Origin of the sequence: Maricaulis sp., from assembly GCF_030149515.1 — a bacterium.
Taxonomy (GTDB): domain Bacteria; phylum Pseudomonadota; class Alphaproteobacteria; order Caulobacterales; family Maricaulaceae; genus Maricaulis.
The window spans coordinates 24,247-38,292 of sequence record NZ_JASBRI010000022.1; the positions used below are offsets into that span (position 1 = coordinate 24,247).

The 14,046-nt window shown below is 65.7% G+C and carries 13 protein-coding genes; 10 read left to right on the top strand and 3 right to left on the bottom strand.

The window, feature by feature from the left end; genetic code table 11:
• Positions 1-68: 68 nt before the first annotated feature.
• From Q1U94_RS09055 to Q1U94_RS09065, 3 genes are all read right to left on the bottom strand, one after another.
• Positions 69-734, bottom strand: a complete 666-nt coding sequence (locus Q1U94_RS09055) for a TorF family putative porin (protein WP_300543592.1) — start codon at positions 732-734, stop codon at positions 69-71.
• 234 nt (positions 735-968) lie between these two features.
• Positions 969-2,288: an ammonium transporter gene (locus Q1U94_RS09060; protein WP_300543595.1), complete on the bottom strand. Its 1,320-nt coding sequence runs from the start codon at positions 2,286-2,288 to the stop codon at positions 969-971.
• A gap of 587 nt (positions 2,289-2,875) precedes the next feature.
• Positions 2,876-3,253 carry a YbaN family protein gene (locus Q1U94_RS09065; protein WP_300543597.1) on the bottom strand — a complete coding sequence of 126 codons (378 nt, stop codon included), beginning with the start codon at positions 3,251-3,253 and terminating at the stop codon, positions 2,876-2,878.
• Between the two features lie 190 nt (positions 3,254-3,443).
• Here Q1U94_RS09065 and Q1U94_RS09070 point away from each other — a divergent pair, with 190 nt between their 5' ends.
• The 10 genes from Q1U94_RS09070 to leuB all read left to right on the top strand — a co-directional run bounded on the left by Q1U94_RS09070 (position 3,444) and on the right by leuB (position 14,042).
• On the top strand, positions 3,444-3,587 hold the full coding sequence (locus tag Q1U94_RS09070) for a hypothetical protein (RefSeq protein ID WP_300543599.1): 144 nt from the start codon (positions 3,444-3,446) through the stop codon (positions 3,585-3,587).
• A gap of 87 nt (positions 3,588-3,674) precedes the next feature.
• Positions 3,675-5,408 (top strand): dihydroxy-acid dehydratase, encoded by a 1,734-nt coding sequence (gene ilvD, locus Q1U94_RS09075; protein WP_300543601.1) that lies wholly within the window; start codon positions 3,675-3,677, stop codon positions 5,406-5,408.
• Positions 5,405-6,433, top strand: coding sequence for a ketol-acid reductoisomerase (gene ilvC, locus Q1U94_RS09080; RefSeq protein ID WP_300543603.1), 1,029 nt, complete (start codon positions 5,405-5,407; stop codon positions 6,431-6,433). The genes ilvD and ilvC overlap by 4 nt, the downstream gene beginning before the upstream one ends.
• A gap of 11 nt (positions 6,434-6,444) precedes the next feature.
• Complete coding sequence (gene ilvG / locus Q1U94_RS09085; RefSeq protein WP_300543605.1) at positions 6,445-8,154, top strand: acetolactate synthase 2 catalytic subunit; 1,710 nt, start codon at positions 6,445-6,447, stop codon at positions 8,152-8,154.
• A 1-nt stretch (position 8,155) separates the two neighbouring features.
• Positions 8,156-8,455, top strand: coding sequence for an ACT domain-containing protein (locus Q1U94_RS09090; RefSeq protein WP_300543607.1), 300 nt, complete (start codon positions 8,156-8,158; stop codon positions 8,453-8,455).
• Entirely contained in the window at positions 8,437-10,026 is a 1,590-nt protein-coding gene (locus tag Q1U94_RS09095) for a 2-isopropylmalate synthase (protein ID WP_300543609.1), read from the top strand. The genes Q1U94_RS09090 and Q1U94_RS09095 overlap by 19 nt, the downstream gene beginning before the upstream one ends.
• Before the next feature lie 16 nt (positions 10,027-10,042).
• A complete protein-coding gene (locus Q1U94_RS09100; protein ID WP_300543611.1) occupies positions 10,043-10,999 on the top strand; it encodes a branched-chain amino acid transaminase in 957 nt (318 codons plus the stop codon).
• Complete coding sequence (gene leuC / locus Q1U94_RS09105) at positions 10,989-12,416, top strand: 3-isopropylmalate dehydratase large subunit (RefSeq protein WP_300543614.1); 1,428 nt, start codon at positions 10,989-10,991, stop codon at positions 12,414-12,416. Before Q1U94_RS09100 ends, leuC begins: the two co-directional genes overlap by 11 nt.
• On the top strand, positions 12,409-12,987 hold the full coding sequence (gene leuD / locus Q1U94_RS09110; protein ID WP_300543616.1) for a 3-isopropylmalate dehydratase small subunit: 579 nt from the start codon (positions 12,409-12,411) through the stop codon (positions 12,985-12,987). Before leuC ends, leuD begins: the two co-directional genes overlap by 8 nt.
• On the top strand, positions 12,984-14,042 hold the full coding sequence (gene leuB, locus Q1U94_RS09115) for a 3-isopropylmalate dehydrogenase (RefSeq protein WP_300543619.1): 1,059 nt from the start codon (positions 12,984-12,986) through the stop codon (positions 14,040-14,042). Before leuD ends, leuB begins: the two co-directional genes overlap by 4 nt.
• The last annotated feature ends 4 nt before the right edge of the window (positions 14,043-14,046 follow it).

Below are 14,046 nucleotides of genomic sequence, written 5' to 3' on the forward strand. Positions count from 1 at the left end.
GGGCCCGGCGCAGGGCCGGACCCGGACAGCACACGCCACGCGATCAGGGGATCCTGACGGAGACGGTATCAACCCCCGAAGGACTGCGATACGGTGGCGAAGATACCGTCATCGCCGCCGTCCGAGGCGTTGTAGTAGCGGATATCCCAGCCGACATTCTCGAACATCGTGCCGGACAGGCCGACCTGATAGTCTTCATAATCGGCGGAAGAGAGGTCGTCGAACCGGCTGGCGCCGACGCGGGCATCGATGCTGACACCGGCGCCCAGTTCCAGCGCGGCACCGGTGGAAACATACCAGCCCGGTCCGATCTCGCCGTAGAATTCCGGGGAATAGGCTACATCGATATCCCAGGCGACCGGGCCGAAGGACCGGCTGAGATCGCCATAGACTTCGACGAAATTCTGCCCGTCCGGGCTATCAGGATAGGCATAGTAGATAGCGCCGACATCGAAACCGAAACCGCCGGCCTCCCAGCTATATCCACCATAAATGTCGAGCTCCATCGTGGTGTCGTCGGAAAAGTCGACGCTGGAGCCCCAGATACCAGCATAAAGCCCTTCCTCCGAGGTGACGTCGAAGCCGCCGGAGACGGCCGGACCGTCGCCGGTCTGGGAAATGCCGCGGAAGACATAATTGGTGGTCAGGGCGACATTGCCCTCGACCGATTGTGCGGCGACCGGTGCCGTGAGGGCGCCGAGGGCCAGGGCGAGTGTCAGATACTTGGCTTTCATCACTTTACTCCTTCGTTGATTTCTGCGTCCCGCTTACGCGGTGCCTCCGGGGGCGGGAGCGCAGCCCTTCTGTTGCGCGCAGGCTGACCGGCGCGGATTTCATGTTCCGGCCCGGGCTGGGTTGGGACTTGCGTGTCCAGCCACGTTCCGGGTCTTGGGGTTTGCTTGGACCGGCCCCGGGCTGGCCGGCCGGCGCCTCTGCCACGGGGGCAGGCGCGCCGGCCGTCATCCCCGCTATTCGGCCGGGGCCGCGGGCTTTCCCGGATCGATCGCGGCGAAGATGGACCCTGCCGGATGACCGAGTTCGGACAGATCGCCGCCGACATTTTCCGCATCGGGCGAAAGGCGGATGCCCAGGGTGATCTTGAGGATCAGCCAGACCGCGAAGGAGGCGATGAACACGAAGGCGCCGATCGCTCCCACACCCACCGCCTGGCCGAAAAAGCTGGCGTCGGAATTTGTCAGCGGGACCGCCATCGTGCCCCAGATCCCGGCGAAGAGGTGCACCGGGATGGCGCCGACCACGTCGTCAATCCGTGCAGCCTCGAGGAATTTGGCCCCGAAAGTGGCGATCACGGCGCCCACGGCACCGATGCCGATGGCTTGCATGATCGTGGGGGTGAGCGGTTCCGCGGTGATTGACACCAGGCCGGCCAGGGCGCCGTTGAGGCAGTAGGCGAGGTTGGCCTTGCCGCCGCCCAGGAAGAGCGAGAGCAGATAGGCGGTCACCACGCCCGCAGCGGCGGCCATATTGGTATTGGCGAAGATCTGCGAGATCGCCACCGCATCCGCCGCAGAACCCATGGCCAGCTGGGACGCACCATTAAAGCCGAACCAGCCGAACCAGAGGATGAATGTGCCAAGCGTCGCCAGCGGCAGCGACGACGGCACCATCGGCGTGGCATTCGGCCCGAAACGCCCCGAACGAGCGCCCAGCAGGATTGCGCCGGCCAGGGCAGCCCAGCCGCCCGTGGAGTGGACCAGGGTGGAACCGGCGAAATCGGAGAAGCCGAACTGGGCGTCCAGCCAGCCGCCGCCCCATTCCCAGGAACCCTGGATCGGATAGATCACGCCGGTCAGGACGACCACGAAGATGAAAAACGAGCCCAGCTTGACGCGTTCCGCGATGGTGCCCGACACGATGGACGCCGCCGTCGCCACGAAGACCATCTGGAAGAACCAGTCCGACGCTGCGGCATACCCCGTATCGAGGGCGATCTCGGTATCGCCGGCCAGTTCCGACGGAGCCCAGATCTCCGGCATGCCGAACCAGGGAGTCTGGCCGCCATACATGATCTGATAGCCGATCGCATAGAACATGATCCCGGCGATCGAATAGAGCGCGATATTCTTCAGACAGATGGCTGCGGCGTGCTTGGTGCGCACAAAGCCTACTTCCAGCATCGCGAAGCCGGCGGCCATCAGCATCACCAGGAAGCCACCGATCAGGAAAAGCAGTGTGTTGAAGACAAAGGCGGTTTCCTCGGAAACCTCGGCATTGGCGGGTCCGGCGATCAATGCCCCCGCCGCGAGCGCGAGCAATGCGCCTCCCATCAGTCTCTTCCGCAAATGTGTCGTGCCAATCATTGGGGTCCCCCGCTCTGGCAATTTGCCCTTTGGACCTCCGGTGCCGAACGCGCACCGTCGGTGAGGCCACCCCATCCGGGCGGCCCGCTTGTTTCTGAAAGGATCGGGATTTGCGCACGATGATTGCACGCATTGCGGAACGCCTGTTCCGGCGACCAACACCTGATCCACGCCGCACACTGGCGACGGCGGATCCCATCAAGGCGCTCTGTGACCGGCTGCGTTTGCGCAGCTCTTGGTATGACGACCTTATGACATTCCATGCTGCAGCGCAACATTTTTCTTGAATGCCATACTCTCCGGAAATTTTGACCACCTGAAGCCGCCAATCTGGCGTTGGGCGCAAAATAATTCCGCCCTGCGAAAAGAGCTGACGTCGGCCGCCCGTCAGCAGTTCAATCCACAGAGTCGCGACATGATCGGATGCCGCACACAAATCTTGCGGCGCCAGCGCAAAGAACCGTCAACCCGATTTCTGCAATATTTTACCCCGGCACTGCGTGTGCCCGAAATTGAGACAGGCTGCTCGATAATCGTGCAAGGTGAATGTGGGGTCAGTTCGACGGGTCGCGCGGACCATGCGGGCGGGTCAGGATGAAGGTCGCTGCCGCGACCATCACGATGGACTGGACCAGGATAATCTGCAATTTCAGACCGAGCGCGACACTGAGCGCGAGGGCAGCGGTCATCGCTGTCATGGCAAGCCATTTCGAGCGCCGGTCGATACTGCCGTGATCGCGCCAGTTGCGGATAACCGGGCCGAATTGCCGGTGCTCCAGCAGCCAGGCGTGCAGGCGCGGGGAGCTGCGCGCGAAGGCAAACAGCGCCAGGAGGAGAAAGGGTGTTGTCGGCAAAAGCGGCAGCGCGGCGCCGGCAACGGCCAGCCCGACACACAGATACCCCGATCCAAGCCACATCATCCGTCTGATCATGCCGCAGCATAGCCCGGCAAGACCCGATTGGCGCCTTGAAATATGCAGATTCCGCCTCTGACGCAGAGGTGTTTTATTGCGATGACTGACCCGTAGGCGCGATCTTGTGCAGAATTTTTCCAATATGGGGTTGCCAACCCGAAAAACTGCGGTCACGCTGCAGCGCAATAGGAAACAGGACAGACCTGACATGCCGACCAACACGATCACCCTGCCGGTCCTGCCGGCCGCCGCCATCGAAGGCGCGCGGGTGATCTCGCTCGGCCTCCTTCTTCTCGTACTCGTACTTATTATCACCCCCATAACGGGAGTGGCGCTCGCGCCTGCCAGCTAGGTAACCAGACCAAACAGGCAGACACGAAAAACCCCGCTCCCGGAACCCGGAGCGGGGTTTTTCGTGTTCGCCGCACGGAAAGCTTCGATGACCCAGAGTTCAAAAAAAGCGTCAGATGCGATCACCCGCGGGCCGGCCCGGGCTGCCGCGCGCGCCATGTTGCGCGCGACGGGCATGACCGATGCCGATTTCGACAAGCCGATGATCGGCGTGATCAACACCTGGACCACCGTGACGCCCTGCAACATGCACCTGGCCGATCTGGCCGAGCCAGTGCGCGACGCCGTGCGCGAGGCCGGCGGACATCCCGTCGACTTCAACACTGTCGTCGTCTCGGACGGCATTTCCATGGGCTCGGAAGGCATGCGCGCCTCGCTGATCTCGCGCGAGGTCATTACCGACTCGATCGAACTGGCCACACGCGGCCATTGTCTGGACGGAATCGTGATCCTGGTCGGCTGCGACAAGACCATTCCCGCCGCCGCCATGGCGCTGGCGCGCATGGATGTGCCCGGCTGCATTCTCTATGGCGGAACGATCATGCCGGGCCGCCTGGGCGAGAAGGACTTGTCTATACAGGACGTGTTCGAGGCGGTGGGCGCCCACGCCGCCGGCACTCTGGACGATGATGGCCTGAAGGCCGTCGAGAAGGCCGCCTGCCCCGGAGCCGGCGCCTGCGGCGGCCAGTTCACGGCCAATACCATGGCGACCATCCTGTCGGTCATGGGCTTCTCGCCCATGGGCGTGAACGACATCCCCGCGCCCCATCCCGACAAGGCCGAGGCCGCGGCCCGCTGCGGCCGGCTGGTTGTGGAGCTGGCAAAGACCGGAACACGGCCGAGGCAGTTCGTCAGCGCGGCATCCCTCCGCAACGCGGCGATCGCTGCCTCGGCCAGCGGGGGCTCGACCAATGCCATCCTGCACCTGGCTGCCATCGCGGCCGAGGCAGGCGAGCCCTTCTCCATCGACACTTTCGACGAGGTTTCCGGCATCGCCCCGGTGATCACCGACCTCAAGCCCGGCGGCCGTTTCCTGGCCCACCACATGTTCCTGGCCGGCGGCACGCGCCTGTTCGCCCAGCGCCTGGTCGAGGCCGGCCTGCTGGCCGACACGCCCACGGTGACGGGGCGCAGCCTGCACGAGGAAGCCGCCGAGGCCGTCGAGTCCAGGAACCAGCGCGTCATCAAGACGGTGGCCGACCCGGTGAAGCCCGATGGCGGTTTCCGCATCCTCTATGGCGACCTGGCACCGGAGGGCGCGGTGCTGAAAACCTCCGGCCATTCCCGCAATGCCTTCGAAGGGCCGGCCCGGGTGTTCGAAAGCGAGGAAGCGGCCTTCGCCGAGATCGAGGCCAACCGCATCAAGGCGGGCGATGTGGTTGTCATCCGCAATGAAGGCCCCAGGGGCGGCCCCGGCATGCGCGAAATGCTGGGCGTCACCGCGGCCCTGGTCGGCCAGGGTCTCAGCGAGGATGTCGCCCTGATCACCGATGGCCGTTTTTCCGGCGCCTCGAAGGGTTTCGTGATCGGCCATGTAAGCCCCGAAGCCGCGGCCGGCGGTGCGATCGGCCTGATCCGCAATGGCGACACAGTCCGCATCGACGTTGCCGCGCGGCGCATCGATGTCGACGCCAACCTGGCGGAACGCCGGCGCGACTGGGTCCGCCCCGAGCCGAAATCCGCCGGCGGCGTCTTTGCCAAATATGCCGCCCTGGTCTCCTCGGCCTCGCGCGGCGCCGTCACGATTCCCGCGCCCGCCCAGCCGGCGGCCGCACCGTCATCCACCGAAACACAGACATCCAAGCAGGAGATCAACGCATGACCGCGTCCGCATCCACCCCGGCCCCCAGGCGCGCTGCCTTCGAGGTCGACACTACAGCGTTCAAGTCGAAACCGGTCGCGGTGATCGGCTATGGCAGTCAGGGCCGCGCCCACGCCATGAACATGAAGGATTCGGGGTGCGACGTGATTGTCGGCGTGCGCCCCGGCGGCGCGGGCGAAAAGAAGGCGAAGGCCGACGGGCTGAAGACCGCGACGCCGGAAGAGGCCGCCAAGGCCGCCCATGTCATCGCCATACTGACCCCGGACATGACCCACGAAACCGTGTTCCGCGACATGGTCGCGCCGAATCTGGACGAGGGCGACACCGTCCTCTTCGCCCATGGTTTCTCGGTGCATTTCGGCCGCGTCGTTCCGCCGGCCGACGTCAATGTCATCCTGGTGGCCCCCAAGGGCCCCGGCGATCTGGTGCGTCGCGAATTCGAGATCGGCCGCGGCGTGCCCTGCCTGTTCGCCATCCACCAGGACGCGACCGGCACGGCCCGGGAGACAGCGCTGAGCTATACGGCCTGTATCGGCGGTGCGACCGCCGGTGTCATCGAAACCAGTTTCGCCGAGGAAACCGAGACCGACCTGTTCGGCGAACAGGCGGTGCTGTGCGGCGGCGCGACCGAACTGGTCATGGCCGGCTACGAAACCCTGGTCGAGGCGGGCTATCAGCCGGAAGTCGCCTATTTCGAGTGCCTGCACGAGCTCAAGCTGATCGTCGACCTGCTCTACGAGGGCGGCATGGCGAAGATGCACGAATTCATCTCGGAAACCGCCATCTACGGCGATCTGCGCTCCGGTCCGCGCGTCATCAATGAGGAGACCCGGGCCCGCATGCGTGAGGTTCTCAAGGACATTCAGGACGGCACTTTCGCGCGCGACTGGATCACCGAGAACCAGGCCGGCAAGCCGCAATACCAGGCGCTTTTGCGCAAGGACCTGGATCATCCGATCGAGAAGACCGGTGCCGCCCTGCGCGCCGATATGCCGTGGCTGCAGCCCGGCGCCAATACCCACTAGAGGCCCCCGCGATGACCGCCCTGCCCGCCACACAGACCCTGGCCGAAGCCTCACCCCCCGCGCCTGCCAAGCAGACCGGTGCACACGCCGTCGTGCGCACGCTGGAAGTGCTGGGTGTGGAGCGTGTATTCGGCTATCCGGGCGGGGCGATCATGCCCGTCTACGACGCGCTGACCGGGTCGAGCCTGAAACACATCCTGGTCCGGCATGAACAGGCGGCGGCCTTCGCGGCCGATGCCCAGGCGCGTCTGACCGGCAAGGCGGGCGTCTGCCTGGCCACATCCGGTCCCGGCGCCACCAATCTGCTGACCGGCATCGCCAATGCCTACATGGACTCGGTGCCCATGATCATCCTGACGGGCCAGGTCCCGTCCGGACTGATGGGGACCGATGCCTTCCAGGAAGTCGACGTGTTCGGCATGTCCATGCCGGTCGTCAAACACTCGATCATCATCCGCGATCCCATGCGCATTCCGGAGATGATCGCCGAAGCCTTCGCGATCGCTGAGGGCGGGCGCCCCGGCCCCGTCCTGATCGATTTGCCGAAGGATGTCCTACAAGCCGAGGCGTACCCCACCTTACCCCCAGAGTCTCGGCTCTCAGCAGGGCCGTCCCCATCCCGTCAAGCCGATCTGGATGCGGCGGCGGCCCTGCTGTCTTCTTCCGAACGCCCCGTCCTCTATATCGGCGGCGGCGTCGCGCTGGGCGGAGCCGTCGAGGCGGTGCGCGACTTCATGGGCCGCACCGGCATTCCCGCCGTGGCCACCCTGAAGGGCCTGGGCTGTGCCCATCCCGAGGCGGAGAACTTCCTGGGCATGCTGGGCATGCATGGTGGCCGCGCCGCCAATGTCGCCGTGGATGAATGCGACCTGCTGGTCTGCTGCGGTGCCCGTTTCGACGACCGGGCCACCGGGCGTCTGGACAGTTTCGCCAAGGGCGCCCGCATCATCCACATGGATGGCGACGGTGCCGAGATCGGCAAGCTGCGTACCGCCGACGCCGCGATTGAAGGCGATATTGCCGACGCGCTGGCCCGGCTGGACCCCGGCTATCTGGACATCGAGGACTGGCGCAAGTCCTGCCGCGAACGCAAGGAACGCCACGCCTTCCGCTATGACGCGCCGGGCCATGGCGTCTTCGCCCCGGCCATGCTGAAGCAATTGTCCGAAGCAGCCGGCGACGACTTCATTGCCGCCTGCGATGTCGGCCAGCACCAGATGTGGGTCGCCCAGCATTGCCGCTTCTCGCGGCCGGAACACCATCTCACCTCGGCCGGCCTGGGCGCGATGGGCTATGGCCTGCCCGCCGGAATCGGCGCTGCCATGGAACGGCCTGACGCCAAGGTCGTCACCATCACCGGCGACGGCTCGGTCATGATGAATATCCAGGAGCTGGCCACGGCGCACCGCTACGGCGTGCCGGTCAGGATCCTGCTGCTGGACAATGCCTCGCTGGGCCTGGTGCGCCAGTGGCAGGAGTATTTCTTCGACCAGAACTTCTCCGAGATCGACCTCTACGACAATCCGGACTTTGCCGAGGTGGCGCACGCCTTCGGCATCGAAGCCTTCACGGTCCACAGCCGCGAGGAAGTGCCCGCGGCCATCGACCGTCTTCTGAACGCGCGCGGCCCGATCCTGGCGCATGTGCTGATCGACCCGCGCGAGAACGTCTGGCCGCTGGTGCCGCCGGGCGCATCCAATGCCGACATGATGGAGGACTGACATGCGCGACACGCTTCGTATCGAACTTTCCGACTCGGAAGGCGCCCTGATGCGCCTCGTCGGGCTCGTGGAACGCCGCGGCTTCACCATCGCCACGCTCGAAAAGGCCGATGCGGCGGACGGGCAGTCCACCGTCATTATGCGCCTCAGTGCCCGCGACGGCGCGCGCAGCCTGGACGTTCTGACCCGTCAGATCGGCCGGCTGTTCGACGTACGCGCCGTCTTCACCCCCGAATTGGCGGCCGCTGAAGCCGCCCACGCCTCGTATCGATGGAGACAGGCATGTCCGCCCCGAAACTGACCGCCGTTCCCACGCCGCAGCCGGACAGGCTGCACATTTTCGATACCACGCTGCGCGACGGCGAACAGGCGCCCGGCTTCTCCATGACCGCGCCCGAGAAGCTGGAAATGGCGCACCTGCTGGCCAATCTCCGCGTCGATACGTTGGAGGCCGGCTTTGCTGCCGCCTCGCCCGGCGACAGCGAAGCGGTCCGTATCATCGCCTCCGAAGTGCGCGGCCCCACGATCTGCTCGCTGGCCCGGGCCACGGAAAAAGACATAGATGCAGCGGCTTACGCCCTGGAGCCGGCACCGCGCAAACGCCTGCACGTCTTCCTGGCCACCAGTCCGATCCACCGGGATGCCAAGCTGCGCATGTCGCGGCATGAAGTGCTCATGACCATCGAGCGTTGTCTGGACCATGCCAGGGGCACGTTCGACGAAATCGAGTTTTCCGCCGAGGATGCGCTGCGCACCGAGCCGGATTTCCTGATCGAGGCGATGAGTTGTGCCGCCGCCCACGGGGCCGACGTGCTGAACGTGCCGGACACGGTCGGCTATTCCGAGCCGGACGAAATCTATCGGGTTTTCAAGAGTCTGGTCGAGAATGTCGAACGTCCCGACCATGTGATCTTCTCCGCCCACTGCCACAATGATCTGGGGCTGGCGGTCGCGAATTCGCTGGCTGCGGTGAAGGCCGGCGCGCGTCAGGTAGAGTGTGCGCTGAACGGGATTGGCGAGCGGGCGGGCAATTGTTCGCTCGAGGAAATCGTCATGGCGCTGCAGATTCGGGCCGACATTTTCCCCGCCGTCAGCCATGCCGATGCGACGCATATCTGGCCTGCTAGCCAGCGCCTGTCGCGCATAACCGGCGCACCCGTGGCCCCCAACAAGGCCGTGGTCGGAAAGAACGCGTTCGCCCACGAGGCGGGCATCCACCAGCACGGCATGATCTCGGACCGGCGCACCTACGAGATCATGACCCCGGAAAGTGTCGGCGCGCCGGGTTCCTCCCTGGTTCTGGGCAAGCATTCGGGCAAGCACGCCCTGGCGCAGCGCCTGGCCAAGCTGGGCTATCAGCCCGATCCGGACCGGCTGCAGCGGGTCTTCGCCCAGTTCAAGGCGGCGGCCGACGAGCATGGCGAAATCAATGATGCCGATCTGGTGGCGATCATGGAGGGGTATTCCGCCTCCGGGTCGCAATGGACGGTATTGCGCACCGAATTGCGCACCACGGCCGGACGCAATCCCAAACAGTTCGCCCGGGTCGAGCTGGAACATCCCCGGCGCGGCCGCATCTCGGACATCGCCTCGGGCGACGGTCCCGTGGCGGCGGCCTTTGCCGCGGTCCAGCAGATCACCGGCACGCAGGTCGACGTGATCAGCCTGGAAACCCGCATGCGGGCCAATGATGCCGGCCGCGAATTCGTTGCCGATATCGAAGTGGAAATCGACGGCCGGCGCTTTTCCGGCCGGGCCCGCGGGCCCGACATCGTCACGGCCGCAATAGACGCCCTTCTGTTCACCCTCGATCGCGGCGAGGCCAAGGCCAAAGCCGAGTCCCAGCAATCCAGGCCGGCCCACGCCGTCTGATCAGGAAAGTAGTACAATGGCTATTCAGGAAACCGACTTCATCTGGCGCAATGGCGAGCTGATCGATTGGCATGAGGCCCAGACCCATGTCCTCTCGCACGCGCTGCATTACGGAACCTCGGTCTTCGAGGGCATCCGCTGTTACGACACGCCCACCGGCCCGGTGATCTTCCGGCTGAGCGACCATATCCGGCGCCTGTTCGACAGTGCGCGCGTCTATCACATGCCCATCCCCTTCACGCAGGAGGAGGTGGAGGCGGCCTGCCGCATGGTGATCCGCGCCAACCACCTCAAGGACGCCTATATCCGTCCCATCGCCTTTTTCGGCTATGGCGGGATCGGCGTTCTGCCGGGCCAGGACACTGCGATCGACGTCAATATCGCCGCCTTCCCCTGGGGAGCCTATCTGGGCGAGGACGCACTGGCGAACGGCGTCAATTGCTGCATCTCCAGCTGGAACCGCGCCGCACCCAACACCATCCCCACCGGTGCCAAGGCGGGCGGCAATTATCTGTCGTCCGTCCTGATCAGCCACGAGGCCCATTCGCGCGGCTTCGACGAGGGTATCGGGCTGGACGTCAACGGACTGGTGTCGGAAGGCGCGGGCGAGAACATATTCGTCGTCTCCGACGGCATCATCCGCACCCCGCCCTCCTCGGCCTCGATCCTGTCGGGCCTGACCCGCGATGCGGTGATGAAACTGGCCGAGGCGGAAGGCTATGACGTGCGCGAACAGACCCTTTCGCGCGAAAGCCTCTACGTCGCCGACGAGATCTTCTTCACCGGCACCGCCGCCGAGATCACGCCGGTGCGTTCGGTCGACGGCCACGTCGTGCGTTGCGGCGGCCGCGGACCGATCGCCGAGAAGATGCAGGAACGTTTCTTCGGCCTGTTCTCAGGCGAAACGGTCGACCGGTGGGGCTGGCTGCAGCCGGTCCACGACAATCCCATGGAGGTCCAGCATGTCGCCTGAGACTGAGCGGCCGCGCTCCCTGTTCGAAAAGCTGTGGGACGCACATCTGGTGAAGGCAGAAACCGCCGACACCCCGGCCATACTCTATGTCGACCTGCACCTGGTGCACGAAGTCACCTCGCCCCAGGCCTTTTCCGTCCTGGCCGAACGCGGACTCAAGGTGCGCCGGCCCGACCGCACGCTGGCTACGATCGACCATGCCACGCCCACGCTCGATTTCGCGCCCGGCGAAACCCCGCCCTATGCCACCGAGGCGGCGCGCAATCAGGTCGAAACGCTGCAGGCCAACACCGCGGCCCATGGCATCGCCCTGCATGGCTGGGACAGTCCGCATCGCGGCGTGGTGCACGTGATCGGGCCGGAACTGGGCGCCACCCAGCCGGGCATGACCATTGTCTGCGGCGACAGCCATACCGCCACGCACGGAGCGTTCGGCGCGCTGGCATTCGGCATTGGCACGACCGAGGTCGGCCATGTCCTGGCCACCCAATGCCTGCTTCAGCGCAAGCCCAAATCCATGCGCATCACCCTGGACGGCCAGACCCGGCCGGGCGTGAGTGCCAAGGACATCATCCTCGCCATCATTGCCGAGATCGGGGTCGATGGCGGCACCGGCTGCGTCATCGAATATGCCGGCGAAGCCATCGAGGCCCTGGACATGGAAGGCCGCATGACCGTCTGCAACATGTCGATCGAGGCCGGCGCCCGGGCCGGCATGATCGCCGCCGACGAGACGACCTTCGCCTGGCTGAAAGGCCGCGAACGCGTGCCCTCCGGTCCCGGCTGGGACGAGGCCGTGGAGCGCTGGGCGCATTTCCGGAGCGAGCCGGGCGCCACATTCGACCATGACGTCTTTATCGATGCGACCAAGATCCGCCCTATGATCACCTGGGGCACGGCGCCGGATACCGGCATCGCCGTCGACGCACCGGTGCCCCGGGCCCGCTCGGCCTCGCACCGGAAGGCGCTGGATTACATGAAGTTCCAGGCAGGGATGCCGGTTTCGGGTCAGAAGGTGGACCAGGTCTTCATCGGCTCGTGCACCAATTCGCGCATCACCGATCTGCGCGAGGCCGCCCGCATCATGAGCGGGCGCAAGGTGGCGCCGGGCGTGCGCGCCCTCGTCGTGCCCGGATCGGTCGCCGTGCGGGTCCAGGCCGAGGCGGAAGGGCTCGATCGCATCTTCATCGCTGCCGGCGCGGAATGGCGCCAGCCGGGCTGTTCCATGTGTATCGCCATGAATGGCGACAAGGGCGAGCCGGGCCAGTTGATCGTGTCCACCTCGAACCGCAATTTCGCGGGCCGCCAGGGCCCCGGCGCGCGGACCGTTCTGGCCAGCCCCGCCACGGCGGCCGCAGCGGCCGTCGCCGGTCATGTCATCGACCCCGCCACACTGACGGAGCCCGCCCATGCCTGAGCGATTCGAACATCTGAAAAGCCGCACCTTCGTCATCGACCAGGAAGACATCGACACCGACCAGATCATCCCGGCGCGCTTCCTCACCACAACCACGCGCGAAGGCCTGGGCGATCTTGCCTTCCATGACTGGCGCTATGACAGCGACGGCAAGCCGTTGGACAACGTCTCGCTCAACGCGCTGGACACGCGCTCGCACCGCATCCTCGTGGCGGGGCGCAATTTCGGCTGCGGCTCCTCGCGCGAACACGCGCCCTGGGCGCTGCACGATTTCGGCTTCCGCGCCGTCATCTCCTCGGAGATCGCCGATATTTTCCGCTCGAACGCAGCCAAGAACGGCCTCCTGCCCATCCTGGCCCCGCCCGAGGCACATCGATGGCTGCTGGAGCATCCCGATGTGGAGATCGAGATCGATCTGGCCAATCAGCGGGTTGATCTGGGCAATGGACCGGGTTTCGATTTCACCATCGAACCCTTTGCCCGGCACTGCCTGATGGAAGGCACCGATCCGCTCGGTTTCCTCACCGCCCATGCCGCCGATACAGACGCCTACGAGGCCCGCACCGCATGACCTACCGCATCACCCTCCTGCCCGGCGACGGGATCGGCCCGGAAATCGCCCGCGTTGCCCGTGCCGTCATCGAACACACCGCCTCGCTGTCAGGTTTTTCCGTCCGGTTCGAAGAGCGCGCCTTCGGCGGCGCGTCGATCGACCGTTATGGCGAACCGTTGACCGACGAAACCCTGGCCGCCTGCCAGGCCGGCGACGCGGTCTTTCTCGGCGCGGTCGGGGGACCCAAATGGGACAATGCCCCCTCACGGCCCGAGGCCGGGCTTCTGGCCCTGCGCCAGGCGCTGGGCGTCTACGCCAATCTGAGGCCGGCCAGCGTGCACCCCGCGCTGGCGGACAAGTCCCCGCTGCGACCTGACATCGTGGCGGGGACGGATCTCCTGATCGTGCGCGAACTGACCGGCGGCATCTATTTCGGCGAACGCGAGCGCACGGCGGACAAGGCCAGCGACAAGTGCACCTATTCCCGCGCCGAGATCGAACGCGTCGCCCGGGTCGCCTTCGAACAGGCGCGCCTGCGCCGCGGCAAGCTGACCTCGGTCGACAAGGCGAATGTGCTGGAAACCAGCCGGCTCTGGCGCACCGTGGTCTCGGAGATGGGTACGCGCGATTATCCCGATATCGAACTCGATCACATGTATGTCGATGCCGCCGCCATGCATCTCCTGCGCGCGCCGGCCAGTTTCGACGTGTTGCTGACCGAGAACATGTTCGGCGACATCCTCTCCGACGAGGCTTCCATGCTGCCCGGCTCGATCGGCCTTCTCGGCTCGGCTTCGCTGGGCGATGCGAAACCGGGCCTGTTCGAACCCATCCACGGATCGGCCCCGGACATTGCCGGACAGGACAAGGCCAACCCGTTCGGTGCCATCGAGGCAGCCGCGCAATTGCTGGTCTCCCTGGGCGAAGCCGGGGCGGCGACGCGCGTGCGCGGCGCTGTCGACGCCATGCACGAGGCCGGCGAATGGACGGGCGATCTCGGCGGCACGCTGACCTGTTCGCAAACCGGGGTGAAACTGGTCGAACGCCTCGAACGCCAGGCCGTGGCGGCCTAGAGTC

Excerpts from the sequence above, each read along its gene's own strand:
- Q1U94_RS09055 (WP_300543592.1), bottom strand. The coding sequence starts at position 734 with ATGAAAGCCAAGTATCTGACACTCGCCCTGGCCCTCGGCGCCCTCACG.
- Q1U94_RS09060 (WP_300543595.1), bottom strand. The coding sequence starts at position 2,288 with ATGGGAGGCGCATTGCTCGCGCTCGCGGCGGGGGCATTGATCGCCGGA.
- Q1U94_RS09065 (WP_300543597.1), bottom strand. The coding sequence starts at position 3,253 with ATGATCAGACGGATGATGTGGCTTGGATCGGGGTATCTGTGTGTCGGG.
- Q1U94_RS09070 (WP_300543599.1), top strand. The coding sequence starts at position 3,444 with ATGCCGACCAACACGATCACCCTGCCGGTCCTGCCGGCCGCCGCCATC.
- ilvD (WP_300543601.1), top strand. The coding sequence starts at position 3,675 with ATGACCCAGAGTTCAAAAAAAGCGTCAGATGCGATCACCCGCGGGCCG.
- ilvC (WP_300543603.1), top strand. The coding sequence starts at position 5,405 with ATGACCGCGTCCGCATCCACCCCGGCCCCCAGGCGCGCTGCCTTCGAG.
- ilvG (WP_300543605.1), top strand. The coding sequence starts at position 6,445 with ATGACCGCCCTGCCCGCCACACAGACCCTGGCCGAAGCCTCACCCCCC.
- Q1U94_RS09090 (WP_300543607.1), top strand. The coding sequence starts at position 8,156 with ATGCGCGACACGCTTCGTATCGAACTTTCCGACTCGGAAGGCGCCCTG.
- Q1U94_RS09095 (WP_300543609.1), top strand. The coding sequence starts at position 8,437 with ATGTCCGCCCCGAAACTGACCGCCGTTCCCACGCCGCAGCCGGACAGG.
- Q1U94_RS09100 (WP_300543611.1), top strand. The coding sequence starts at position 10,043 with ATGGCTATTCAGGAAACCGACTTCATCTGGCGCAATGGCGAGCTGATC.
- leuC (WP_300543614.1), top strand. The coding sequence starts at position 10,989 with ATGTCGCCTGAGACTGAGCGGCCGCGCTCCCTGTTCGAAAAGCTGTGG.
- leuD (WP_300543616.1), top strand. The coding sequence starts at position 12,409 with ATGCCTGAGCGATTCGAACATCTGAAAAGCCGCACCTTCGTCATCGAC.
- leuB (WP_300543619.1), top strand. The coding sequence starts at position 12,984 with ATGACCTACCGCATCACCCTCCTGCCCGGCGACGGGATCGGCCCGGAA.